24 protein-coding genes and 1 pseudogene are annotated in these 24519 nt (G+C 68.2%); 16 read left to right on the top strand and 9 right to left on the bottom strand.

Annotated features, from left to right (window positions below; genetic code table 11):
* Positions 1–158: 158 nt before the first annotated feature.
* Both TY25_RS28230 and TY25_RS28235 read left to right on the top strand, forming a co-directional pair.
* The gene (locus tag TY25_RS28230; RefSeq protein WP_226887376.1) at positions 159–1292 is read left to right on the top strand and encodes a hypothetical protein; all 1134 of its coding nucleotides are present in this window, start codon (positions 159–161) and stop codon (positions 1290–1292) included.
* Positions 1293–1578: 286 nt separating this feature from the next.
* Positions 1579–2164, top strand: a pseudogene (locus TY25_RS28235) (class I SAM-dependent methyltransferase).
* A 267-nt stretch (positions 2165–2431) separates the two neighbouring features.
* On the opposite strand, the gene TY25_RS28240 reads toward TY25_RS28235, so the two are convergent.
* On the bottom strand, positions 2432–3301 hold the full coding sequence (locus tag TY25_RS28240) for a helix-turn-helix domain-containing protein (protein WP_042261057.1): 870 nt from the start codon (positions 3299–3301) through the stop codon (positions 2432–2434).
* 124 nt (positions 3302–3425) lie between these two features.
* Here TY25_RS28240 and TY25_RS28245 point away from each other — a divergent pair, with 124 nt between their 5' ends.
* Both TY25_RS28245 and TY25_RS28250 read left to right on the top strand, forming a co-directional pair.
* Positions 3426–4217 (top strand): SDR family oxidoreductase, encoded by a 792-nt coding sequence (locus TY25_RS28245; protein WP_042261059.1) that lies wholly within the window; start codon positions 3426–3428, stop codon positions 4215–4217.
* A 1-nt stretch (position 4218) separates the two neighbouring features.
* A complete protein-coding gene (locus tag TY25_RS28250; RefSeq protein ID WP_042261061.1) occupies positions 4219–5301 on the top strand; it encodes an NAD(P)H-dependent amine dehydrogenase family protein in 1083 nt (360 codons plus the stop codon).
* On the opposite strand, the gene TY25_RS28255 is transcribed toward TY25_RS28250, so the two are convergent.
* A complete protein-coding gene (locus tag TY25_RS28255; protein ID WP_042261063.1) occupies positions 5283–6515 on the bottom strand; it encodes an alpha-hydroxy acid oxidase in 1233 nt (410 codons plus the stop codon). The two genes, TY25_RS28250 and TY25_RS28255, sit on opposite strands and share 19 nt — an antisense overlap.
* Positions 6512–7291 carry an SDR family NAD(P)-dependent oxidoreductase gene (locus tag TY25_RS28260; RefSeq protein ID WP_042261064.1) on the bottom strand — a complete coding sequence of 260 codons (780 nt, stop codon included), beginning with the start codon at positions 7289–7291 and terminating at the stop codon, positions 6512–6514. Before TY25_RS28260 ends, TY25_RS28255 begins: the two co-directional genes overlap by 4 nt.
* A gap of 212 nt (positions 7292–7503) precedes the next feature.
* Between TY25_RS28260 and TY25_RS28265 the strand changes: the two genes are divergently transcribed.
* From TY25_RS28265 to TY25_RS28285, 5 genes are read left to right on the top strand one after another with little or no spacing between them, the layout of a single operon-like run.
* Positions 7504–8832, top strand: a complete 1329-nt coding sequence (locus TY25_RS28265) for an enolase C-terminal domain-like protein (RefSeq protein WP_042261246.1) — start codon at positions 7504–7506, stop codon at positions 8830–8832.
* Positions 8829–9923 (top strand): sugar ABC transporter substrate-binding protein, encoded by a 1095-nt coding sequence (locus TY25_RS28270; RefSeq protein WP_052383243.1) that lies wholly within the window; start codon positions 8829–8831, stop codon positions 9921–9923. The genes TY25_RS28265 and TY25_RS28270 overlap by 4 nt, the downstream gene beginning before the upstream one ends.
* Positions 9920–11413: a sugar ABC transporter ATP-binding protein gene (locus TY25_RS28275; protein ID WP_042261066.1), complete on the top strand. Its 1494-nt coding sequence runs from the start codon at positions 9920–9922 to the stop codon at positions 11411–11413. The genes TY25_RS28270 and TY25_RS28275 overlap by 4 nt, the downstream gene beginning before the upstream one ends.
* Positions 11413–12444, top strand: a complete 1032-nt coding sequence (locus TY25_RS28280) for an ABC transporter permease (protein WP_042261069.1) — start codon at positions 11413–11415, stop codon at positions 12442–12444. The genes TY25_RS28275 and TY25_RS28280 overlap by 1 nt, the downstream gene beginning before the upstream one ends.
* Before the next feature lie 2 nt (positions 12445–12446).
* Positions 12447–13367 (top strand): aldo/keto reductase, encoded by a 921-nt coding sequence (locus tag TY25_RS28285; protein WP_042261250.1) that lies wholly within the window; start codon positions 12447–12449, stop codon positions 13365–13367.
* Between the two features lie 65 nt (positions 13368–13432).
* On the opposite strand, the gene TY25_RS28290 is transcribed toward TY25_RS28285, so the two are convergent.
* On the bottom strand, positions 13433–14101 hold the full coding sequence (locus TY25_RS28290) for a FadR/GntR family transcriptional regulator (protein WP_042261071.1): 669 nt from the start codon (positions 14099–14101) through the stop codon (positions 13433–13435).
* Between the two features lie 41 nt (positions 14102–14142).
* On the opposite strand from TY25_RS28290, the gene TY25_RS28295 reads away from it, so the two are divergent.
* Both TY25_RS28295 and TY25_RS28300 read left to right on the top strand, forming a co-directional pair.
* Complete coding sequence (locus tag TY25_RS28295; protein ID WP_042261073.1) at positions 14143–15024, top strand: amidohydrolase family protein; 882 nt, start codon at positions 14143–14145, stop codon at positions 15022–15024.
* Positions 15021–15869 carry a fumarylacetoacetate hydrolase family protein gene (locus TY25_RS28300; protein ID WP_042261076.1) on the top strand — a complete coding sequence of 283 codons (849 nt, stop codon included), beginning with the start codon at positions 15021–15023 and terminating at the stop codon, positions 15867–15869. The genes TY25_RS28295 and TY25_RS28300 overlap by 4 nt, the downstream gene beginning before the upstream one ends.
* A 6-nt stretch (positions 15870–15875) precedes the next feature.
* Here TY25_RS28300 and TY25_RS28305 read toward each other — a convergent pair whose 3' ends face one another.
* Positions 15876–16925 (bottom strand): aminotransferase class V-fold PLP-dependent enzyme, encoded by a 1050-nt coding sequence (locus TY25_RS28305; RefSeq protein WP_042261077.1) that lies wholly within the window; start codon positions 16923–16925, stop codon positions 15876–15878.
* A gap of 265 nt (positions 16926–17190) precedes the next feature.
* On the opposite strand from TY25_RS28305, the gene TY25_RS28310 reads away from it, so the two are divergent.
* The 4 genes from TY25_RS28310 (at position 17191) to TY25_RS43440 (ending at position 19243) form a co-directional block, all read left to right on the top strand.
* Entirely contained in the window at positions 17191–17844 is a 654-nt protein-coding gene (locus TY25_RS28310; protein ID WP_042261079.1) for an HNH endonuclease family protein, read from the top strand.
* On the top strand, positions 17841–18095 hold the full coding sequence (locus TY25_RS28315) for a hypothetical protein (RefSeq protein WP_088606868.1): 255 nt from the start codon (positions 17841–17843) through the stop codon (positions 18093–18095). Before TY25_RS28310 ends, TY25_RS28315 begins: the two co-directional genes overlap by 4 nt.
* A 119-nt stretch (positions 18096–18214) precedes the next feature.
* Positions 18215–18994, top strand: a complete 780-nt coding sequence (locus TY25_RS28320) for a DUF2071 domain-containing protein (protein ID WP_201773718.1) — start codon at positions 18215–18217, stop codon at positions 18992–18994.
* Between the two features lie 72 nt (positions 18995–19066).
* Positions 19067–19243, top strand: a complete 177-nt coding sequence (locus TY25_RS43440) for a DUF6011 domain-containing protein (RefSeq protein WP_014984330.1) — start codon at positions 19067–19069, stop codon at positions 19241–19243.
* A 54-nt stretch (positions 19244–19297) separates the two neighbouring features.
* Here TY25_RS43440 and TY25_RS28325 read toward each other — a convergent pair whose 3' ends face one another.
* From TY25_RS28325 to TY25_RS28335, 3 genes are all read right to left on the bottom strand, one after another.
* Complete coding sequence (locus TY25_RS28325) at positions 19298–19936, bottom strand: MBL fold metallo-hydrolase (RefSeq protein ID WP_042261082.1); 639 nt, start codon at positions 19934–19936, stop codon at positions 19298–19300.
* Between the two features lie 106 nt (positions 19937–20042).
* Positions 20043–23156 carry an ATP-binding protein gene (locus tag TY25_RS28330; protein WP_042261084.1) on the bottom strand — a complete coding sequence of 1038 codons (3114 nt, stop codon included), beginning with the start codon at positions 23154–23156 and terminating at the stop codon, positions 20043–20045.
* Between the two features lie 18 nt (positions 23157–23174).
* A complete protein-coding gene (locus TY25_RS28335; protein WP_042261086.1) occupies positions 23175–23657 on the bottom strand; it encodes a nuclear transport factor 2 family protein in 483 nt (160 codons plus the stop codon).
* A 151-nt stretch (positions 23658–23808) separates the two neighbouring features.
* On the opposite strand from TY25_RS28335, the gene TY25_RS28340 reads away from it, so the two are divergent.
* The gene (locus TY25_RS28340) at positions 23809–24066 is read left to right on the top strand and encodes a three-helix bundle dimerization domain-containing protein (RefSeq protein ID WP_042261088.1); all 258 of its coding nucleotides are present in this window, start codon (positions 23809–23811) and stop codon (positions 24064–24066) included.
* Here TY25_RS28340 and TY25_RS28345 read toward each other — a convergent pair.
* Complete coding sequence (locus TY25_RS28345) at positions 24063–24515, bottom strand: ArsR/SmtB family transcription factor (protein WP_042261089.1); 453 nt, start codon at positions 24513–24515, stop codon at positions 24063–24065. The two genes, TY25_RS28340 and TY25_RS28345, sit on opposite strands and share 4 nt — an antisense overlap.
* Between the last annotated feature and the right edge of the window lie 4 nt (positions 24516–24519).

Genomic DNA, 24519 nt, shown 5'->3' on the forward strand with positions numbered 1-24519 from the left:
ATTTCACGAAAGCCCCCAGCATCGCTGGGGGCTTTCGTCGTTTTCCGACCCTTCCCACACGCACCTGTCGGATGCTGTTCTCTCCGCGGTCGATTCGCCGTTGGTTCGCCGCGGTAGCGTGCGTGCTCTCGACGTCGTCCGGCTACGGAGGTTGTGCGGTGTGGGCAAAATTGTTGCGTCTCGGTCTACTGCTGGTGCTCGCCGTTTCGCTGCCCGCGCTGCCGGCCGCGCATGCGGACTCGGATCTGCCCACCGAAATATCCGGTGGGACATGGAAATCCGGTCATGTGCAGGGCATTGCGATTGATGTGCGCAAGGGCTTCATGTACTTCTCGTTCACCGATCTGCTGGTGAAAACAGATCTGAACGGCGCGGTGATCGGCACGGTGACGGGATTCACCGGCCATCTCGGCGATTTGGCGTTCGACGAACGGGACGGCCGGGTCTACGGCTCCCTCGAATACAAGGCCGCTTCCGCGTTCTATATCGCGATCATCGACGTCGACCGGATCACCCAGCAGAACATGGACGCCGAAGCCACGGGCATCGTCAGCACGGTGTATCTGCGGGAAGTGGTAGCCGACTACACGGCCGACATGAACGGTGACGGGAAGTTCGACGGTGACGTCGCCGCGACCGCAGACCACCGGTACGGGTGCAGCGGTATCGACGGTGTGGCGTTCGGTCCGGCGTTCGGCAGCCGCGATGGTGCGCCGAAACTCACTGTCGCCTATGGGATCTACTCGAACAACAGTCGCACCGACAACGACTACCAGGTGCTCCTGCAATACGACACCACGAACTGGCGTGCGTACGAGCGCCCGCTCACTCAGCGTGCCCCGCACACCAGTGGGCCGCAGACTCCGGACGGAAAATTCTTCGTCCGTACCGGCAACACCACCTACGGCGTGCAGAACCTCGAATACGACAGCCACACCGGAAACTGGTTCCTCGCCGTATATCCCGGCAAGAAGCCGCAATTCCCGAACTACCCCTTCTTCATCATCGAAGCCACCGCCCAACCACAACCCCAAGACCTCACCGGCCAACCGCAACCCGAACAAGGCTCAGTACTGCCCCTGGCACCAGGCGGCCTACAGGACGACCGTTCAGGCACGCGCGGCTGGAAGTTCACGGCCCCCTATGGCCTGATCGCCCTCGGCGACGGCCGCTACTACGTCGCCACCTCGAGCACCTCGAAATCCGACGGCACCACAACCCAATCCGGCGTAGCCCACCTATACCGCTGGACCGGAAACACTCCAACACCCTTCGAAAAGATCGAAGGATAGCAATCCGTGGCCGGGGGTCGCTCTCGGAGAGATTGACCATCGCCTATTCGCGGTCCGATGACACCCCCACGTAGTCCGGCGTCGCTTACCTACGGCCGGAGGGAGAACACTTCGGCAGCGTCGAGAAGGTCGAGGGGTCGCGATTCGGCGTGTGCCGCTGGGTGGCGTGCCACGATGAGACGGCATCGGTCCCAGAGGGGCCGAGCATCGGCCTCTAGGAGGGTGCGTGTCGGACGTCCGCGCAGGGGAGCCGTTCGGTGGTCGTGCGCCGACCAGTCACGAGCGGATGACCGGCTTACCCTGGGATGCGTCGTATCACGATGGCCCTGCACCCTGGGACATCGGCGGTCCGCAGCCCGCGATCGTGCAGGTCGCCGCGGCGGGCGGATTCACCGGGGCAGTACTCGATGCCGGCTGCGGGTCCGGGGAGAACGCTCTGCACCTCGCCGCGCTGGGGCTATCGGTGCTGGGAGTCGATGTCGCCGAGACAGCTTTGGCCACCGCCCGCGCGAAGGCCGCCGAACGTCGGCTCGCCGTCGAATTCATCATGGCCGACGCGTTCGAGCTGCGCCGCCTGGACCGCATGTTCGACACCGTGCTCGACAGCGGAATGTTCCACACCTGCGACACCGACGAACAACTCCGCTACGCAGCCAGCCTCGCCTCGGTGACCAACCCCGGCGGCACCCTCTACATCCTCTGCTTCAGCGACACCGGCCCCGACCCAGGCCCCCACCCCATCAGTCGGCAAGCGCTCACCACCGCATTCGCCACCAACTGGACCATCGCCACGACTCGCCCCCACCCGAATCCACACCACCTTCCACCCCACCGGCGCCCCCGCCTGGCTGGCCACCCTCCACCGAACCTGACCGATCCCCACAGAGCAGAGCGAGTGGACCAAGCGACAGATAGGTCGGCGTTCACAGAGGGTTCGTACGGTTCACAGCAGGTGTATCCCCTGTGAGCCGTACTGAAGGTCTGTGAGCCCCCGACTTGCGTGGCGAAACACGCCGGGTCCGCTCCGGGATCGGCAAAATCGCGGGTCGGCCGCTGGGACAACGGCTGACTCGGCTGGTGGAGCTGCCGAGTTAGCAGGCGGCCGCACCTCGGCGATTTCGGCGGCGTAAGAAACGGGGTCAGGGGGAGCTGAGGGTGGTGGTGAGGTGGTGGGCGGCTTCGGTTACGGCTGAGATGTATTCGTCGCGTTCGGGTTTGGTGGTGGAGGGTTGGAGGGGGCCTAGTTGGACTTCGTGGGTGGCGGTGCCGGCGGGGTCGAAGACGGGGGCGGCGAGGTAGCTGAGGGGCAAGGGGTCAGGGGAGTCGAGTTCGGTTCGGGTGAAGGGGCGGGCGGTGAGTTCGGCCAGTTGGCGCAGGGCGCGGGTGCGCAGATGTGGTTGCAGGAGTTCGGTTCCGGCGGCGCCGAGCAGGTCGGCGAGGAGGTCGACCAAGCCCGCGTCGTCGGCGCGGGGACGGAAGACTGCGACGCCGCGGGCGCGAACGAGGGTGAGTAGAGCGCCGGCGTTGCGCCGGTCGGCGCCGGTGGCGGTGCGGATCCAGGTGTTCTGTTCGGCGGCCGGACGCCACGGCATGACGCTGGCACCGGCGGGGAATTGCAGTGGAATGCGGTGTCCCACCGGGATTCCGGGGACGACGCGGGTGTGTCCGTGCCGGATGTCGAGGACGGTGAGCCGATCGGGTTCGATCCGGCTGAAGGTGGCGCCGAATCCGGTGCGGGCGGCGAGTGCGGCGAGTACGTCACCGACGCCGGGCGGTAGTGCGGCACTGGATAATCCGGCCAGCTCGGGGCCGATGGTGTAGCCGCGCTGCGGGTCTCGGCGTACCCAGCCTGCTGCGGCGAGTTCGGCGAGTATCGCGGTCGCGGTGGCTCTGGCGATGCCGAGGCGTTCGGCGATGCCCGCGACACCGATCGGCTCGTTCGCCGTGGTGAGCAGCGAAACGATGTCGACGACCCGGCGGGTCGGCGGCGATGCGGACCGTTCCGGCATGACGGAACCTCTTGTTTCTGCTCGGGTGGGCAACCTACGATGTGTCGAATATTAGAACACCAAGCGTCGAATATTCGACACCGTGGATGTCGGCGGGCATGACCCCGCATCGGATGGAGCGCGAATGATCCTGGATCGGTTCCGGATAGACGGGCAGGTCGCCATCGTGACCGGCGCCGGCCGCGGCCTGGGGGCGGCGATCGCACTGGCCTTCGCCGAGGCGGGTGCGGATGTGGTGATCGCGGCCCGCACGAAGAGCCAGTTGGACGCGGTGGCCGAGCGGGTGGCCGCGACGGGACGGCAGGCGCATGTCGTCCCGGCCGACCTGAGCGGTCTCGACACCACCGCGGCATTGGCCGCGACCGCGGTGGAACGTTTCGGCAGGCTGGATATCGTGGTGAACAATGTGGGCGGCGCGATGCCGTGCACACTGCTCGATACGACGCCGCAGGCCCTGGTCGACGCGTTCAACTTCAACGTCACCAACGCGCACGCATTGGTCTGCGCCGCGGTCCCGCGCATGCTGGAGACCGCGGGCGGCGGTTCGATTCTCAACATCACCTCGACCATGGGCAGGCTGCCCGGTCGCGCGTTCGCCGCCTACGGCACCGCCAAGGCGGCGCTGGCGCATTACACGAAACTTGCTGCGCTGGACCTGAACCCGCGCATTCGGGTGAATGCCATCGCGCCCGGCTCGATTCTGACCTCCGCGTTGGAGATCGTCGCGGGCAACGAGGCGATGCGCACCGAACTGGAGACCAAGACCCCGCTGCAACGAATAGGTGAGCCTGAGGACATCGCCGCGGCCGCCCTGTATCTGGTGTCCCCTGCGGGCAAATATCTCACCGGCAAGGTCATCGAACCCGACGGTGGCTTGATCATCCCGAACCTCCATCTCCCGATTCCGGATCTGTGACATGACTTATCGCGTAGTGCAGTGGGGTACAGGCAATGTCGGCCGGCACGCGCTGGCCGGTGTGATCGCCAATCCCGACGTCGAATTGACCGGCGTCTGGGTCTCCGGCGAGTCGAAGGCGGGCGTGGATGCGGGAACGCTGGCCGGGCTGGAACATTCGGTGGGGGTGCAGGCGACGACCGACGCGGACGCGTTGCTGGCCGCCCGGCCGGACTGTGTCGTCTACTGCTCGATGACCGACAACCGCCTGTTCGAAGCCGTGCAGGACCTGCAGCGGATTCTGCGCGCGGGTGTCAATGTCGTCGCGTGCGCACCGGTGTTCTTCCAGTACCCGTACGGCGTGGTCCCGGACGAACTGTTGAAGCCGGTGCAAGAGGCTGCGGCACAAGGTAATTCGACCCTCTGGGTGAACGGCATCGATCCCGGTTTCGCCAACGACTTGGTGCCGCTGGCTCTGGCGGGCACCTGCCTGCGCATCGATGAGCTGCGCTGTATCGAGATCGTCGACTACGCCAGCTACGACAATCGTGAAGTCATGTTCGACATCATGGGTTTCGGCAAACCGCTCGACGATATCCCGATGTTGTTGCAGCCCGGCGTCTTGTCGCTCGCCTGGGGTGGCGTGGTCCGCCAGCTGGCTGCGGGTATCGGCGTCGAACTCGACGCCGTCACCGAGACCTACGAGCGTGTGCCTGCGCCGCATGCCTTCGATATCGTCACCGGTCACATCCCCGAAGGTTCAGCTGCCGCACTGCGTTTCGAGGTGCGCGGTATGGTCGGCGATACCCCGGTCACCGTGCTCGAGCACATCACCCGGCTGCACCCCGACCTCTGCCCGGACTGGCCGCAGCCGGCGCACCGGGAGGGCTCGTATCGGGTGGAATTGACGGGCGAACCGAGTTACGCCCTGGATCTGGTCACCTCGAGCCGCAACGGCGACCACAACTACGCCACCCTGGTGGCCACCGCCATGCGTATCGTCAACGCGATCCCGGCGGTGGTGCAGGCGCCCGCGGGCATCATGACCGCACTGGACCTGCCGCTGATCACGGCACCGGCCCACCGTCATTCGCGCGGGCGGTAGCGTTCGAGCAGTCGGACGTGCGCCGGTTCGAGTTCCTCGATGCTGGTCACACCCAGGAGTTTCAGTGTCCGCAGCACCTGGGTGCGCAGGATGTCGATGGCGCGGTCGACGCCGGGTTCGCCGCCGGCCATGAGTCCGTAGAGGTAGGCGCGGCCGATCAGGGTGAAGCGGGCGCCGAGTGCGAGGGCCGCGACGATATCGGCGCCGTGCATGATGCCGGTGTCGAGGTGGATCTCCATGTCGTCGCCCACCTCGCGGACCACCGCGGGCAGTAGATGCAGCGGCACCGGCGCGCGATCGAGTTGCCGCCCACCGTGATTGGACAGCACGATGCCGTCGGCGCCGAGACCGGCGAGTCGTTTCGCGTCGTCGACCGTCTGCACGCCCTTGACCAGTAGCCGTCCGGACCACTGTTGCCGGAGCCAGGCGAGGTCGTCGAAAGTGACGGTGGGGTCGAACATCGAGTCGAGCAGTTCGGCTACGGTGCCCGACCAGCGGTCCAGGGAGGCGAAGGACAACGGTTCGGTGGTGAGGAAGTCCCACCACCACCATGGGCGGCGCAGCGCGTCGAGCGCGCCGGACAGGGTGATCGAGGGCGGCACCGTCATTCCGTTGCGCACATCCCGCAGTCTGGCGCCCGCCACCGGCACGTCGACGGTGACGACGAGGGTGTCGAAACCGGCCTGCGCGGCGCGTTCGACCAGTGCGATGGAACGGTCCCGATCGGTCCACATGTAGAGCTGGAACCAGTTGCGCGCGTCGGGACCGGTCAGGGCCGCGACGTCCTCGATGGCGGCGGTGCCCATGGTGGACAACGTGAACGGAATTCCCGCCCGCTCGGCGGCCCGTGCTCCGGCCGCCTCGCCGGCCGTGTGCATCATCCGGGTGAATCCGGTGGGCGCGATACCGAACGGCAGCGCGGCGGTGCGTCCGAGCACCTGCACCGAGGTATCGGCGGCGCTGACGTTGCGCAGAATGGTGGGCCGGAATTCGAGATCCGCGAACGCTTCTCGGGCCCGGTCGAGACTGATCTCGGCGTCGGCGGCGCCGTCGGTGTAGTCGAACGCGACCTTCGGGGTGCGCTTGCGAGCCAATTCGCGCAGATCCCAGATCGTCTGGGCGCGTGTGAGTTTGCGCGCACGGCCGCCGAACGGACGCTCGAATTTGAGCAGCGGCGCGAGTTCCCGGGGCCGCGGCAGCCTGCGCGCGGTCATCGCGTGGCGGCCTGGGCGGCGGCGCGTAGCCGCAGCGAGTGCATGCCGGCGTCGACCTCGAGCATGGTCCCGGTGATGGAGGTGGCTCCGGGCCCGGCCAGGAAGGCGACGGCGGCGGCTACCTCCTCGGCCGTGACCAGCCGTCCGTGCGGTTGTCGGGCGCGCAGCGCGGTCAGCTCGGCCGCGGGATCCGCACTGGCCGCGAGAAGTCGCTGTACCCACGGCGTGTCGACGGTGCCGGGATTGACGCAGTTGACCCGGATGCCCTCGCCGACGTGGTCGGCGGCCATGGCGCGGGTGAGCGAGAGGATCGCGCCCTTGCTCGCGGCGTAGGCGGCCCGGTTGGGCAGTCCGGTGGTCGCCGCGATCGAGCAGGTGTTCACGATCGCGGCCGCGGGCGATCGACGTAGCTGCGGGAGGGCCGCACGGGAGACCCGCACCGTACCGAAGACGTTGACCTCGAACAGATTTCGCCATTCGTCGTCGCTGTTGTCCTCGACTGTGCCCTGCGCGCCGATACCGGCGTTGTTGACGACGATATCGAGGCGGCCGAACGTTTCGTGCACCTGTGCGACAGCGTCGCGCACCGAAGCGTCGTCGACCACATCGCAGCACAGGCTGATACCCCCGGACGGCGGAGCGTCACCCGGGGCCCGATCGAGCACCGCGACTCGCGCGCCCGCCGTCGCGAGCGTGTCGGCGATGGCCTTTCCGATTCCGGACGCACCGCCGGTGACCACGGCCACCAGTCCGTCGAACTCGTCGTGCGACGACATACCGACCCCTCGCTCTCGCCTCGCTTCCGAGGCGATGGCACGCCTCGAACAGGTCCGATGTTTACCCCTGGCGAACATAACACCGATCGCGCGGGAACGCGCCAGATTGCCACGGATAAACCAGGATTGACGAATACTCGAACCCCCTTGCGTCGACAGACATCCGATGTATAGTCGTGACCCAGATCACTTTCTGGAACGAGGATCATCCCATGGCGCACCTCACGGCGCTGGACACCTTCGACGTCCGGTTCCCGACGTCGCGCGAGCTGGACGGCTCGGACGCGATGAACCCAGACCCCGACTATTCCGCGGCTTACGTGGTGCTGCGCACCGACGACCCGGCTGGACCGCAGGGGCACGGTTTCGCGTTCACCATCGGCCGCGGCAACGACGTCCAGCGGGTCGCGATCGAATCGCTGACCGCGCTGGTGGTCGGCCGCTCGGTCGCCGAGATCGCCGGGGACCTCGGAGGATTCGCCCGCGCACTCACCGCGGATTCGCAACTGCGTTGGCTCGGCCCGGAAAAGGGCGTCATGCACATGGCGGTCGGCGCGGTGGTCAACGCCGCGTGGGATCTGGTGGCGAAGCTGGCCGGAAAACCGGTGTGGCAGTTGGTCGCCGAGATGTCGCCGGAGCAGATCGTCGACCTGCTCGACTTCCGGTATCTCACCGATGCGCTCACCCCTGACGAAGCGCTGGCATTGCTTCGGCGCGCGGAACCGGGTCGGCAACAGCGGATGGACCGGCTGCTCGCGACCGGATATCCGGCGTACACCACCTCGCCGGGGTGGCTCGGCTACTCGGACGAGAAGCTGGCCCGGCTCGCCCGCCAGGCGGTGGCCGACGGTTTCCGCACCATCAAGATCAAGGTGGGCCGCGACGTGGACGAGGACGTGCACCGGTTGCAGATCGCCAGGGCGGCGATCGGGCCGGATATCGGCCTGGCGGTCGACGCGAATCAGCGCTGGGATGTCGACGCCGCGGTGCAGTGGATCTCCCGCCTGGCGCCCGCCGACCCGGCCTGGGTCGAGGAGCCGACGAGCCCGGACGACATCCTCGGCCACGCCGAGATCCGTCGTCGCGTCGCACCGGTGCGGATCTCGACCGGCGAGCACGGCCAGAACCGCATCCTGTTCAAGCAACTGTTCCAGGCGGGCGCGGTCGACATCGTGCAGATCGATGCGGCCAGGGTCGCCGGTGTGAACGAGAATCTGGCAATTCTGTTGCTGGCGGCCAAGTTCGGGATCCCGGTCGTGCCGCACGCAGGCGGCGTCGGGCTGTGCGAGCTGGTGCAACACCTGGCGATGATCGATTACGTCGTGGTCTCCGGGAGCGTCGAGGGGCGCGCGATCGAGTTCGTCGACCATCTGCACGAGCACTTCCGATTTCCGGTGCGCGTGGTGGGTGGGCACTACCTCGCACCTCGGGAACCCGGCTTCAGCGCTGAGATGCTGCCCGCGTCGCTGCGCGATTACGAATACCCGGTCGGAGCCGCTTGGCGCGCAACACCGTCCGCACACCATCAGGAGAAGTCATGAACACCGCCAGCCTCGTCGGCGTCGCACTGGGCGCTACCCTGATCATCGCCTCGGGTGCCGCGTGCTCGCGCGAATCGGTCGGCACCGAGACCGGCCCGGCCGTCACCGTGGGCAGCGGCGCGGACAACGGCGTGCTGGTCGGTGCGGACCAGCCCCGGTCGGATTCCGACTTCTGGAGCGCCTATGCGGGCTACCTCGGCCCGAAGGCGGCGTCGGCCGGGGTGAAGCTGGAGAACACCTCGTCCGACAACGACGCCAACCGGCTCAAATCCAACGTCGACACGCTGCTGTCGAAGAATGTCGCGGCGATCATCATGGCGCCGCAGGACACGGCCGCGGTGAAACCGGCTTTGGCCGCGGCCGCCGCGAAGAATGTGCCCGTGGTGAGCGTGGACACCCGGCCCGACAGCGGCGGTGTGTACATGGTGGTGCGGGCCGACAATCGGGCCTATGGCACCAAATCGTGCATCTACCTGGGTGAAACCCTGCAGGGCACCGGCAAGGTCGTCGAATTCCAAGGCGACCTGAGTTCGATCAACGGGCGTGATCGCTCGGAAGCGTTCGCCGACTGCATGAAAACGCGTTATCCCGGGATCAAGGTGATCGAAATCCCAACCGACTGGAAGGGTGATCGCGCCGTGTCGGGTCTGCAGGACAAACTGCTGACCGACCCCGATATCAACGGTATCTACATGCAGGCGGGCGGCGTCTTCCTGCAACCGACGCTGGCACTGCTGCGGCGCAGCGGAAAACTGGTGAAAGCCGGTGCGCCAGGGCATATCACGATCGTCTCCAACGACGGTATCAAGGCCGAGCTGGACGCCATCACGGCCGGTGAGATCGACGCGACCATCTCCCAGCCCGCCGATCTCTACGCGCAGTACGCCGCGTTCTACGCGAAGGCCGCGGTCGACGGCCGAAAGTTCACGCCGGGACCGACCGATCACGGCTCGACCATCATCGACACCGGCGTCGGCGGCACGCTGGAGGACCAGTTGCCCGCGCCGGTCGTCACCCGCGCCGGGGGCAAGGTGGGCGAACTCGACACAGTGCCGCCCACCGCGCCGGGACTGTGGGGTCACGGCGGATGAGCGGCGAACCGATCGCGGAGGCGATCGAGGTCTCGAAACGCTTCGGCCGCAACGTGATCGCGCTGAACCGGGTCGGCTTGCGGGTGGCGGCGGGGCGCACGCACGCGCTGGTCGGCCGGAACGGCGCCGGGAAGTCGACGCTGGTGTCGATCTTGACCGGGCTCGCAACTCCTGATGAGGGGGAGGTGCGGTTCAACGGTCGCCCGGCGCCCGCGCCCGCCGACCGGGACGCGTGGCGCGCCCGGGTGGCGTGCGTGTACCAGAAGTCGACGATCATCCCCGACCTGTCGGTGGCGGAGAACCTGTTCATCAACCGGCAGGGCCTGGACCGTCGGATCATCAACTGGCGCAAGCTTCGTGGCCGCGCCCGGGAATTGCTCGACACCTGGTCGGTGCCCGTCGACGTGGACACCGTCGCCCGTGACCTCTCGGTCGAGCACCGCCAACTGGTCGAGATCGCCCGCTCGCTGTCGTACGGCGCGCGTTTCATCATCCTGGACGAACCGACCGCGCAGCTGGACGGACCGGCGATCAAGCGGTTGTTCCACCGAATCCGAGATCTGCAGGCGCAAGGCGTCACGTTCCTGTTCATTTCCCACCACCTCGACGAGACCTACGAAATCTGCCAGGACATCACGGTTTTCCGGGACGCCGAGCACGTGCTGACCGCACCCGCCGCCGAATTGGGCAAGAAGGACCTGATCGCGGCGATGACCGGTGACTCGGTGGAACTGCAGACCGCCGCCCCGCGCGGCACCGCCGATCAGGACGCCACACCCACGCTCCAGGTCGAGGGACTCAGCGGTGCAGGGGAGTTCATCGACGTGACGTTTCAGGTGTCCCCGCGCGAGATCGTCGGCCTGGCGGGCGGTGGCAGCAGCGGGCGGATCGAGGTCGCGGAGACGATCGTCGGATTGCGCAAGGCCGCAGCGGGTTCCGTGCTGGTGTCCGGGCGGATGCCGCGCCGCGGTGGGGTACGGGCGGCCCTGGACGCCGGTATCGGCTTCGTGCCGCGGGATCGGCACGAGGAAGGGCTGATCCCGGAAATGAGCGTCGCGGACAATGCCACCCTCACCGTGCCGCGCCGCCTGGGCCGCCTCGGGCTGCTGTCCCGCCGGACCCGGAATACGGTGGCGGGCACAGCGATCGACGCGCTCGGCATCAAGACGTCCGGGCCGGACCAGAGTGTCGCGGAGTTGTCCGGCGGCAATCAGCAGAAGGTGGTCTTCGCTCGCGCGCTGGCCACCGACCCCGCGGTGCTGGTACTGATCACGCCGACCGCGGGCGTCGATGTCCGATCGAAGCAGACCCTGCGCGCCGTGGTGCGGGCGGCCGCCGACCGCGGTACCGCGGTACTGGTGGTCTCGGACGAGCTGGACGATCTGCGCGACTGTGATCGGGTCCTGGTGATGGTGCAGGGCCGGATCGCTCAGGAATTCGAGAAAGGCTGGGGCGACAAGGAACTCGTCGCCGCCATGGAAGGACTGTGATGACCCCGACCACGACCGGCCAGGAACCGGCGACCCGTACGGCCACCGCGCGCCGGGGTGTGCCGGTCACCGTGCGCTGGGGCGCGCTGCGCGATTTCCTGCTCGTGCCGCCCATCCTGCTCGTTCTGGTGGTCGGCTACTTCATCGACGCCAGCTTCGTCTCACCGGCCAACCTCACCAATGTGCTCACCACGATGAGCGGTATCGCGCTGCTGGTGCTGGCCGAGGTGCTGGTGCTGGTGGTCGGGCGGATGGACCTGTCGCTGGAGTCGACGTTCGGGCTGGCGCCCGGTGTCGCCATCTGGGCCACCATGGGCACCGCGAAAGTCGGCGCCTTCACCTGGACTTCGCCGTGGATGACCATTCCGCTGGCCCTGCTCGTCGGATTGGCGGTCGGCGCGGTGAACGGGGTGCTGATCGTCCGGTTCGGGTTGAACGGGTTCATCGTGACCTTGGCGATGCTCATCGCGCTGCGCGGTCTGCTCACCTTTCTCACCGAAGGTTTCACGCTCACCAAGATTCCGCCGTCGGTCGAATGGCTCGGCAACACCAGGGTATTCGGCGTCCCGGTCGATGTGGCGCTGTGCCTGCTCCTGTTCCTGGTGGGGTATCTCGTGCTCACCTACACGACGGCCGGGCGCGCGCTGTACGCGGTGGGCGGCAACGAGGCCGCCGCGCGGGCCGCGGGCATCCGCACCGATCAGGTCGTCATCGCGGTGCTGGTGGTGGCGGGCGGGCTCGCCGCCATCGGCGGGTTGATCTATTCGGGGCAGTTCGCCAGCGTGCAGGTCAGCCAGGGCGACGGCATGATCTTCCAGGTGTTCGCGGCCTGCGTCATCGGCGGTGTCGCACTGAACGGCGGCCGCGGGTCGGTGCTCGGCGCGTTCTTCGGCGTGCTGATCCTGACGTTGATCCAGAAGTTGTTGTCCTACGGCGGGGTCAGTGCCGATTCGCTGAAGTTCATCAACGGCGCGCTGATCCTCGTCGCCCTCGTGATCACCCGCGTCGCCAGCGGCCGGCGACAGGAGTGATCATGACCTATCTCGCGGACATCGTGCTCGGCGGTGCGGGATACGCCGGGCTGTACCGGGCGGTCGACCCCGCGGACGCGCACGCCGCGCTGTCCGCCGCCTGGGACGCAGGCATCCGATCCTTCGACACCGCACCGCATTACGGTGTGGGCAGCGGTGAAGAACGCCTCGGCGAATTCCTGCGCACCCGTCCGCGCGCGGAATTCACCGTGTCCACCAAGGCCGGTCGTCTGCTCTACGACGACCCACAGGCCGCCGACGGCACCGACGGCTTCTACGGCACCCCGAAACGCTCGCGGCGGCGGGACTATTCGGCCTCGGGGATCCGCAGGTCCCTGGCGGACTCGCTGACCCGGCTCGGCCTGGACCGGGTGGAGCTGTTGCTCATCCACGATCCGGAAGATCATCAGCCGGAGGCGTTTTCGTCGGCGGTGCCCGAGCTGGTCCGGATGCGGGACGAAGGCCTGGTCTCCGGTATCGGGATCGGCGTCAATTTCGTCGATCTCGCGCTGCGCTTCGTCCGCGAAGCTCCGATCGACCACGTGCTGATCGCCGGTCGCTACACCCTGCTCGATCGCGGCGCCGAAGCCGAGCTGCTGCCGGAATGCGGCCGGCGCGGCATCCGGGTGCTGGTCGGCGGTGTGCTCAACAGCGGCATTCTGGCCGATCCGGAACACCAGGCCACCTTCGACTATCGCCCGGCGGACGGTGAGATCATCGGCAGGGCGCGTGCGATGGCGCGGCTGTGCGCGGAATACGAAGTGCCGCTGCGCGCTGCGGCATTACAGTTCCCGCGCAGGCATCCGGCGGTGACCCGCACGGTGGTCGGCGCGAGCACCCCGGCCCAGGTCGCCGACACCGTCGCGATGCTGAACCACCCTGTCCCCGAAGCACTCTGGGACAAGCTGGCGGGGTGCGGATGATCCGGCGCGTGCCCGCTGCTCTCGCACACCCGCTTCGGCCTGCGCAGCGGGTGCGCGGAATCGCGTCAGGGGGCGGCGCGGCGCAACCACTCCATGACGCCCGCCACGTGGGCGAGGGCGCGCGCGTGCGCGAGTTCGGGGTCGTGGGCCGCGATCGCGTCGCAGATACCGCGGTGTTCGGCGACGGTGCGCTCGAACGCGCCTTCCTCGGTGATGCCGCGCCAGATCCGGGCCCGCATGGTCGGCATGGACAGCGACTCCAGCAGCGAGGCCAGCACCTTGTTACCGGAGGCGGCGGCGATCGCGGCGTGGAACTCGAGGTCGAGCGCGACCAGATCCGTGACCGAGGAGTGCTCGGGCACCACCAGGGTGCGCAGGTGCTCGATCTGGTCCTCCGACATCGACTGTGCCGCAAGGGCGGTGGCGGCGGGCTCGAGAATGCGCCGCACGCCGAGAATGTCGAGCACCGAGTCGTCCTGGTGGAATTCGAGCAGGAAGCTCATCGCATCGAGCAGCGACTTGGGTTCCAGGCTGGACACATACGTGCCGTCGCCCTGGCGCACGTCCAGGATGCGCACCAGGGAGAGCGCGCGGACGGCTTCGCGCAGCGAGTTGCGCGAGACCCCGAGTTCGGCGGCGAGGTCGGCTTCGCGCGGCAGCCGGGAGCCGGGCTCGAGATCGCCCGAGATGATCATCGCCTTGATCTTCGCTATCGCATCGTCGGTGACCGACACCCTGTTTCCTTCGACCTCGAGGATGTGAACGTATGCCTCCGATGACTGTAGACGCCCATATGCATGTTTGGCAGGTAGACGGGGGAGAATTCGACGTCGAATACGACTGGCTGACAGAAACATCCGATGTTTTGTACCGCAACTATGCCCTACCGGAGGTGCAGCCGGAGTTCGCCGAGCACGGGATCGGTGCGCTGGTGCTGGTGCAGGCTTCGGATTCGCCGGCCGAGAACCGCGCGCTGCTCGCGGCGGCCGCCGCGACACCGTATCCGGCCGCCGTGGTCGGCTGGCTGCCGCTGCATCGGCCCGAGCTGGTGGCCGCCGAACTGCCCCGGCTCCGTGCGCATCCGGAGTTCGTCGGCATCCGGCACATGATCCACCGCGATCCGGATCCCGAATGGCTGCTGCGGCCCGAGGTTTCGGACAGCCTGACGTTGCTGGCCGAGGCGGGCTTGGTCTTCGACGCGGTCGCCGAGCGGCCGGATCTGCTGGCCCAGGTCCCGGTGATCGCGCGCGCACATCCGGATCTGACGATCGTGCTCGACCATCTCGGTAAGCCGCCGATCGCCACGGGCGCTCGGCAACCGTGGGCCGACCTGCTCGCCGATGCGGCGGCCGCGCCGAACGTGATCGCCAAGATCTCCGGCCTCGCGACCGTGTCCGGCAGCGAAATCAGCGCTGCGCGTTGGCAACCCTATGTCGATCACGCCCTCGAGGTCTTCGGGCCGGGACGGTTGATGGTGGGCGGGGACTGGCCGTTCACGCTGACCGCCGCGTCGTATCGGACCGTATGGCAGACCACCCTGGCGACCTTGGCCACGCTCGATCCGGTCGATCGCGTGCAGATTCTGACCGAAGTAGCCTGGCGCACTTACCAATTGCCGTTGGCCCCGACCTGGATGAGCCAAGGAGGTACCGAATGAAGTTGCAGCGCATCGGCGAACGCGGCGCGGAGCGACCGGTGGTGGTGGACGGCGCGCAGGCTTACGACCTGACCCCGCTCACCCGGGACATCGACGGCGAATTCCTGGCCGCTGGCGGCATCGCCGCCACCGCCGCCGCGCTCGCGGCCGGTGAACTACCGCGCGTCGAGATCGACGGACAGCGCATCGGCGCGCCCATCGCGCGGCCGCAGGCGGTGTGGTGCATCGGCATGAACTACGCCGCCCATGCCGCGGAATCGGGTGCGGCGCCGCCGCGGACGCCGGTGGTGTTCTTCAAGACCCCGAACACGGTGATCGGACCGTACGACGACGTGCTGATCCCGAAGGGCTCCGAAAAGACCGACTGGGAAGTGGAACTCGCGGTGGTGATCGGGAAACGCGCCCGCTATCTCGACTCGGTCGAGCAGGCGCTGGATCACGTCGCGGGCTACACGGTGTCCAACGACGTCTCCGAACGCGCGTTCCAGCTGGAGGAGTCGGGCGGCCAGTGGTCGAAAGGCAAGTGCTGCGAGACCTTCAACCCGCTCGGGCCCGCCCTCGTCCCGCGTGATCGGCTCGATCCGGCGAACCTGCGCCTGCGCTCCTTCGTCAACGGCGTGGCGCGGCAGGACGCCAGCACCGCGGACCTGATCTTCGATGTCGCGTATCTGGTCTGGCACCTGTCGCAGTACGCGGTGCTGGAACCGGGCGACGTCGTCAATACCGGCACGCCGGCCGGGGTGGCGTTGTCCGGCCGCTACCCGTACCTGCGCGCCGGTGATCTGGTGGAGGTCGAGATCGAGGGCATCGGCAGAGCCGGTCAGCGCTGCCGTGCGGCCGAATGATCAAACCTATTTCATGGCAAGAACTTCCAGCGCACGGTCCACGTCGTCGGCGCTGTTGTACAGATGGAACGAGAAGCGCAGGCCGCCGTTGCGCGCGGAGGTGATGACGTCGGCGGCTTCCAGTCGAGCCTGCACCTCGCCCGCACCGGGCACCGTGACGATCGGGGACTGCTTGGCGACATAGTCGAGGCCGAGCTCGGTGAGCCCGGCGCGGAATCGGTCCGCCAGCGCGAGATCGTGCGCGCCGATCCGCTCGACGGTCAGTTCCTCGATCAGCGCGATGCCCGCGGTGGCCGCGATGATGCCGAGCAGGTCGGGGGTCGAGTCGAAGCGGCGGGTGGTCTTCGGCAAAGCGACGGGGTTGTACAGCTCCGCCCACCGATCCTCGGCGGCGTACCAGCTCGGCCCGACCGGGCGCACCGACTCGGTCGCCTCCGGTCCGGCGGCGAAGAAGGCCACCGAACGCGAGCCGATCAGCCATTTGAACGTGGCGCACACCCAGTAGTCGGCGTCGGCGAAGGACAGCGGCAGCCAGCTCGCCGCCTGCGTGGCGTCCACCAGCAACCGGGCGCCGTAGGCGTTGGTCGCCGCGCGCAGCGTGGACAGGTCCGTGGTGCGCCCGTCCGCGGATTGCACCACGCTCACCGCGACCAGTGCGGTCTCCGGGCGCACCTCTTCGGCCAGGCGCTCCAGCGGGACCACCCGTACCGTCAGGTCGCCGCGATGCAGGAAAGGCATGGTGACAGAGGAGAATTCGCCTTCGGCGACCAGCACCTCGGCCCCGGACGGCAGTGCGACCGCGACCGGGCCGATCAGCGGGCCCGCACCACTGCCGAGCGCGATATCGTCCGCGGTCGCGCCTGCCAGCAGCCGGGCGTAGGCGGCCCGCAGTTCGGGCACCAGGTGGTCCTGCGTCATCGGCCCGCCCCGGCCGCTCGCCCATCGGGTGCTGGCGTCCCGTACCGCTGCCAGTGCGCGCTCCGACGGCAACCCGTAGGAGGCGGTGTTCAGGTAGGTGACTTCGGGAGAGAACTCTTCGGGCGCAAGCGAGGACATACCGGTAGCCTGCGCCGTTGCGCCGACCCCCGTCCAGCGCCAGCATCCCGAAACTGGACCGATCGCGGGCATGCCGGTACGTCCGAACGGTCGGCGGAATCCATTTTCGGGTATTCGACCGTTCTGTGTCATGTTGTCCTGTTGGGTAATTCGGCCGTTCGCCGAATCGGCGTTCCGCGGAAACCTGTGTGAAAGATCGGTGAATTCGCCGCACGGCGCGGCCTGTCATCGTTCTCGATCAGCAATTTCCGGTGATCGTTGGCACATGCGAACCGAGAAGCGATTCAACCGATATTTGATCGGCATTTCCCTTGTCGCCGTGGGAATTACCGCGACGGCGCTGCCCGCGGGTGTGGCGTCGGCGACGCCGCCGAATATCCCGGGCAAGGCCGCGGCGCAGTCGATGCTCGACGGGATCGCCGTCGCGCCGGAGGGGGCGATGACCGGGTACTCGCGGGAGAAGTTTCCGCACTGGATCACCGTCTCCGGCCAATGTTCGACCAGGGAAACGGTTTTGATGCGTGACGGTACCGGCGTGCGGGTCGGCGCGGACTGCTATCCGACCGCCGGCTCCTGGTATTCGCCCTACGACAGTGTGACCGTGACCGATCCCGGCGCGGTGGATATCGACCACGTGGTGCCGCTGGCCGAAGCATGGCGCTCGGGTGCTTCCGGGTGGACCACGCAGCGGCGCCAGGATTTCGCCAATGACCTGAATCACCCACAGCTCATTGCCGTATCGGCGTCATCGAACAGATCCAAAGGCGATCAGGATCCGTCCCAGTGGCTACCGCCCACCACGGGTTATCGCTGCACCTATGCGAAGATATGGATCGCCTCGAAGTCGGCCTGGCAGCTTTCCGCGCAGCAGGCGGAAAAGAACGCTCTGCAACAACTCCTGAACGGATGTGCTTCATGAGCAACGAAATGACGACAACCCTGACCGCGGCCCCCGGCGGCATCATGACCGACGAGGTCGGCGTCATCACCGGCGAGGTCGAGATCCGCTCCACCGTCACCGATGCCGGCCAGGCCTGCGCGCAGACCCGCTACGCGGGCGCCGACGAGTGGTACACCATCACCGAAGCCGCCGAACATCTCGGCTCGCCCACCGAACTCCCGATCTACCACACCAAACTGGTGGCGAAGTACCTCGGCCCTGAACAGTAGGATCGCCGAGTACTGGTGGCTGGCGGAAAGTTCGGCTTCTCACCTGCATGAATAGCAATGATTCGAGCATTTACTAGAAGAGTCTTGACTCGTTGAGTGAATGTTGAGACGCTGGTGTGGTGTGGACTAGAGATGCTGTTCGGCCGACGGTGCGGGGCGGGTTCCCGGAGCTGGCCGGTGTCATCGAGCGGCGATTGCTGGTGAACTACCGGGTCGACCCGGATGTGGTGGCGAAGGTGCTGCCCGCGCCCTTGCGCCCGCAGCGGGTCGGGGAGTGGGCGGTCGCCGGGATCTGTTTGATCCGGCTCGGGCACCTGCGGCCGAGTGGTCTGCCGCACTGGGTCGGCGTGCGCAGCGAGAACGCGGCGCATCGCGTCGCGGTCGAATGGGACGGTCCGCGCGGACACGGGGCGGGCGTCTACATCCCACGCCGTGACACCGGCTCGGTGCTCAACGTGCTGGTCGGCGGCCGGCTCTTCCCGGGCGACCACGAGCATGCGCGGTTCCGGGTGCGCGAGACCGCCGACGATTTGCAGGTGGCCTTCGCGAGCCGGGACTCGGCCACGAAAGTGCGCGTGGACGTCCGGCGGGCGACACAGTGGCCGGGCAGCGAGCTGTTCGCCGATCTGGCGCAGGCCTCGGAGTTCTTCCGCCGCGGCTCGGCCGGGTACTCCGCGACCCGCGGCGGAGCCGAGCTGGCCGGACTCGAATTGCGCACGGACGCATGGCAGGTCGAGCCGGTCGAGGTCGCCGCGGTGCACTCCACGTTCTTCGACGACGCGGACGTGTTCCCGCCCGGCAGCGCGCACCTCGACGGCGCCTTGCTCATGCGCGACGTGCCGGTCACCTGGCACCCCCTCGCACCACTGCCCCTCGCCCCGCGAGGGCGGAACCGGTAGCACGCCGGAGTTTGTCGGACCCCCGTGTCACGCTGGGGAAGTACCAGCGCTCGACGGCCGGAGGGGAACGATATGGCCGATACCGACGACCGTGCCACGGTCCGACTCGTCACACACTGCCGCCGCTGCCACGGCTGGCTCGTCTCGGCCGATTCGGTAGCCCAGGGCATCGGGCCGACCTGCGCCGTTCGCGAACGTGCCGAACAACGCGCGAACCGAGAACTGACCCTGTTCGACATCGCGGCCTGACCGGGGCGACAGGTATCGGCGCAGTCGGCCCCGGCCAGGGAGCAGCCGCCGCCGTTACGCCTCTGCGCCGGCGAGCAGGGCTTTCTTGGCTTCCGCGACGCACTCCGCCCAGGGGCGGTCGAGTTCGATGACGCCCTTGTCGCTCATGAACGCACTGGACACGACGACGTCCGGGGTGAGGGTGGCGAGCAGGTCGAGGGTGGTGAGCAGGGTGTCGCGGTCGCTGTGGCCCTCGATGTAGCCGGCCCACCAGGTGCCGTTCTCACCGAGGATCAGGGTGTCACCGGTGAAGAGATGGCGTTTGCCGTCGATGGTCGCGAGATAGCAGGCGCTGCCCGCGGTGTGGCCGGGCGTCGGGATCACCTCGAGTCCGGCGATCGCGGTGTGCCGGGTGTCGAACGGGTCGTCGACGGTGGTGGCGGTGACCTCGCCCGCGTCCGCGCGGTGGATGTGCAACTGCGCGCCGAAGCGTTCGCGGACGAGCGCGAGCGACGAGGCGATCTCGTCGCGGTGGCTGAGGTAGTGCTGGGCGACGCCGCCGAGTTCGGCGATCTTGTCGAATTCCTCGGTGCGCGTGGTGTTGTAGAACAGCACGTTCCTCTCGGGTGTGGTCCAGAGGTAGGCGTGCGTGTTCAACCCGGGGAAGGGGCTCAGGGTCTCGGTCTCCCACAGGTTCGCGGTGATCTGGTGCATTGTCTGTTCCTTCCGTGCGTGGTCTGTCACCCGGAAGGCGCGAGATCCGATCTCGCGGCGCTAGATCGCGGCGCGGCGGGGTGGATCGCGGCGCGGCGACGCGAATTCACAGCCGCCAGCTGATGTCACGCTGCGGTTGGTACCGGCAGACGAGTCCGAGCGAGACGGTCGCGCGCAGATGTTCGGCCAGTTCCGGATGGATCCGGTCGATCCGGCGCAGGGTGTCGCGTACCCGGGCGGACACGGTTTTGCGCGCCCGCTCGGCATCGTCGCCGAGGTGGCGGGTGCGTCCGGCCAGGCCCGCGGTGCGGCGCAATTCGTCCAGCAGCGCCGCGCGCTCCCGGTCCAGTTCAGCGGCGCGGTCGTCGCGACCCAGGGTGACCGCACGGTCGATTTCGGCATCGAGGGTGCTCAGGCGCCGGTGATAGGCGGCCTTCGCCTGGTCGTCGAGTACGGGGTCGGCCCCGAAGGACTTGGCGGCCCGCACCACCGCGCTGGGGTCGGTGGTGCCGAACAGTTCGAGGCTGGGGATGTCGCTGTCCCGGTGGCCGAGCAGCACGTGCAGGTCGCGTAGCCCCTTGGCATCGGGCAGGTGCACGGTCCGCTCGGCGAAGCGCAGCGTCCAGACGTCGCCGTCGTGCCGGAACTCGTTGTCCGCGGGCATGATCGGCGCGCGCGCAGCGGGTGGTGCGCGGTGCGAGAGCAGGTGTAGCTGCTGTCGTGCCGCGTCGACCCACGGCCGCGCCCGCAACCTGTGCGCCGAATCCGCTGCCGCGGTGAGGTATTCGACGGCGGCCGGATAGTCACCCGAGGCCGCGGCGAGGCGGCCCAGCCAGTAGGCGTACGGACCGTAGACCGCGCCGCCGCCCGCGACCACCGCCCACCAGGCGGCCAGCGGAATCAGCCTGGCGCGCACCGTCTCCCGCAGTTCGGGATCCTCCAGCACGAGGGCGGCGTACGCCTGGGCGACCAGGATGGACGGATGGAAGTGCCGCGGGTGCAATTCGTACATCGCCTGGATATCGCCGACCAGGCCGCGCACCCGGTCGAGGTCGCGGCGGCGCGCGGCGGTGATCAGTTCGGGGACCGAAGTGTACGCGACGGCGGTATCGCGATACCGGGCGATGAACGCCTCGGCCTGCACCAGATCACCCGCGAGCAGCGCCAGCGCCCAGCGTTGTTCGAGCCAGAGCGGGGTCAGATCGACCTCGCCGAGCCGCTCGCCGAGCGCGTACGCCTCGTCGATGGCGTTGCGCGCGTCCGCGAATCGCCCGGTGAGGGTGGCGAGCGCGCCGGTGCGCGACAGCGCGATGAAACGGAACCGGAGCAGCCGCGCCCGGTCCGCGTGGGCGCCGAAGGCAGCCAGTTCGGTATGTGCCGCGGGCTCACCGAGTTCGAGCAACGCGGTGAAACGCAATAGCGCGCCCTGCAATTCGAGTTCGTCGCCGTGCTCGCGGCGGCCGATGGCGACGAGTTCCCCGGCAAGCGACAAACGCTCCGCCGCGGTACCGGGCCGCCAGATCGCGTCGTGACGCGCGAGCAGAGCCGAGGCCAGCGCGGTGTCGTCACCGGATTCGCGTGCCGCTCGGACGGTTTCGGCGCTGACGTGCTCGGCCGCGCCGTGCCGCGCCCGTCCCGTGTGCACCCGCACCCGGGTCGCCGCGGCGCGCACCCGCACCGCCAGCGGGTCGGTGGCCGGGCGTTCGGCGAGCAGCATGCGATACGCCTGATCCATCAGGGCGATCTCGCGCTCGGCCTGATGCTCCGGATCCGGCATCCCGAGTTCATGCAGCCCCAAGGCGGCCTCGGCGAACAGTTCGGCGGCCGCGCGGGTTCTGGCCGTGGTCAGCAGTGCCTCGTAGGTGCGTCGCGCCGCGGCGAGTTCGCCGGAACCGCTCTGCGCCGCGGCCAACCCCAATCCGACCGTGCCGCGCAGCTCGGCCTCGTCCGCGGGGAGCAGGGCGAGGGCACGCCGATAGTGGACGGCGACCTCGCCCGCGGCGAGCCGGCCGCAGGCGTCCGCGGCCGCGTCCAGCAGATAGCGCAGCGTGCGCTGTGGGTCGATCGCGTCGGCCGCCAGATAAGCGTGATGGGCGAGATCGCTCGGGGTCGCCCCGGACACCTCCCGGGGCAGCCGTTCGAGCGCGCCGAGTACGGCCGCGTGCCGCTTCCTGGCCTCGGTGTCGCCGATCCGCGCGATCAGATTCTCCCGCACCAGGTCGTGCACGAACGCGTAACGGTCCGGGCCCGGCGTCGTCAGCAGCCGGGCGCGCACCGCGAGCGCGGCGAGGTCGAGCACCTCGCCGAGATCGCGACCCGAACCGGCGGCCACCACCTGCGCGGCGAACTCACGGCCGACGAGCGCGGCCGTGGTCAGGACGTCGAGCGCGGCGGCGGGCAGCGGGATCAGTCGCGCGTCGAGCGTTTCGCGCACGCCGGGGGTGAGCATGTCCAGCGCACTGCCCGCCTGCCACAGGCGGGCCGCCTGCTCGACCAGGAACGGATTGCCGCCCGAGAGGGTGTGCACCGTGCGGGCGATCTCGTCCGGTGCGCGTGTGCCCGTCGTCTCGTGCACGAACTCGGCGACGTGCTCGACCGGCAGTCCGGTCAGCTCGATCAGGCGCGCGGCAGTCGTCAACTCGCCGAACACTGCTCGCAGCGGATGGCCCGCCACGTCGATATCGTTGTCCCGCGCGGCCGCGACGATGGTGAGTCGCTCGAACCACGAGTGCCGCGCGACGAACGCCAGCACCGTCAGCGATTCCGGGTCTGCTCGATGCAGGTCGTCGATCACCACGATCACCGGGCGCAGCGCACAGGCGGTAACGAGGGCTTCGGTCACCGCGTCGGCGATCCGGAACAGCGCGCCCTGCGGCGCTTTCGGCAGTTCCGCGTCACCGATCAAGAAGGACAACGCATTACCCGCGGCGGCGTCCACCGCGGCCCACTGCTCGGGTGTCGCGGCGCGGCGCAAACCGCGCAGCACCTGTACCCACGGCCAGAAGCCGGGAGTGCCGTCGCCGCTCCAGGCCGTCGCGGTCAGCACGAGCGCGTCGCGCGCGTCCAGGCCGCCGACGACCTCGCTGAGCAACGCGGTCTTGCCGATGCCCGCCTCGCCGGTCACCAGGACCAACCCGCCATGACTGGCGGTGGTGCGCCGCAACTCCTCGCGCAGCAGTGCCGCGTGATGGTCCCGGCCGATCAGCCGCGCTGCCGGCACGCCTGCCTCCTTCCGGTGCTATTGCGGAGCCGGTGCCGCCCACATGTTCGTCAGGAGCTGGAAACTCGGGGTGTCGACGAGCGACTGCATGGATTCGTAGATGCGCTGATAGCCGGTCGAGGCGATCCGCCACTTACCGTCGTCGTCGCGCCGATAGGTATCGGTGTAATAGCCCGCGCCGCGAATTTTCAAGCCGTATTTGGTTTCCAGCACCGTGTCCTCGAAAGCCCAAGAGCCGACGGCGGTTTCCCCGTCGACGGTGATCTCCGGGTGATTCGCGATATGGACCGTGACGACGGTGGGACCGAGGTTTTCGCGCATGAACTCCGTGACCGCGGCGCGGCCGTCCAGGACGAGTGGTTCACCGAGCGCGTGCGTGCCGTAGCGCCCGGCCACATCGACGGTGAGGGTGTCGGCGAACTCGTCCCACAGTTTGAGATCGAGGGTCCGGAAATACCGATACTTGAGCTGCCGGACGGCTTCTATGGCGTCGAGATCCATGGCATCAGCGTGGCACGGGCGTGCGTCGCAGACAACAACCGGCGACGGGTGTCCGCCGCGGCCCGCTGGGTACTCAGTGTGATGAGGCCCGCGCGTATCAGGCGTATGCGCTCACCGTGCCGAATACCGCACCACCACACAGGAGTCCGCCGTGCACAGTCCGGTCACCTCGGTCCGCCCCACTGATCTCGCCCTCGACCAGGCAGTCGCCCTGCATGCCGCCGCCGTCCGGCTGGAGGACGAATTCGACGGTCTCGTCGCCGACGAAGCCATCGAACAGTCCCTGCGTTCGGCCTACGAGCACGTCGCCGAACACGCGACGATCGACAATTTCCTGCCGCTGCTCGCCGAACGCTATACGCGAGAATGGTTGTACGCCTTGGTCGGTCAGCACAGCGACCGCACCTAGCGCAACACCTCGGCGATGTCGGCGGCGGCGGTCATCAGGACCAGGACCGGGACCACCTTCGAGGCGGGGATGCGATAGGTGCCGCGACGGCTTTGCTCGATGATCTTCGCCGACGACAACGCGCGCATGTGGTGGTACAGCTGGCCGGTGGAGGTGAGGCCCAGGGCCTCGGCCAGCTCGGCGCCGGTGCGCGGCCTTTCGAGCAGTTCCTGGATCAGCGCGTGGCGCACCGGGTGTCCGAGCGCGGCAAGCACTTCCACGCGCGCTGCGGCGGGTAGCCCGAGCACCGCGGCCGCGCTGTAGCGGATGGTCCAGTCGATCTCACCGTCGAAATCGACCGTGCCGCGGTAGTCGATGAAACCGCGCGCCGGGTCGTCGATGCCGCGCTGCCCTTCCAGCGCTTCGATCCGCGCCTCCAGTTCGGCGAGTTTGCCCTTGACATCCGTCATACGG

Source organism: Nocardia brasiliensis NBRC 14402 (assembly GCF_000308475.2).
Lineage (GTDB): Bacteria > Actinomycetota > Actinomycetes > Mycobacteriales > Mycobacteriaceae > Nocardia > Nocardia brasiliensis.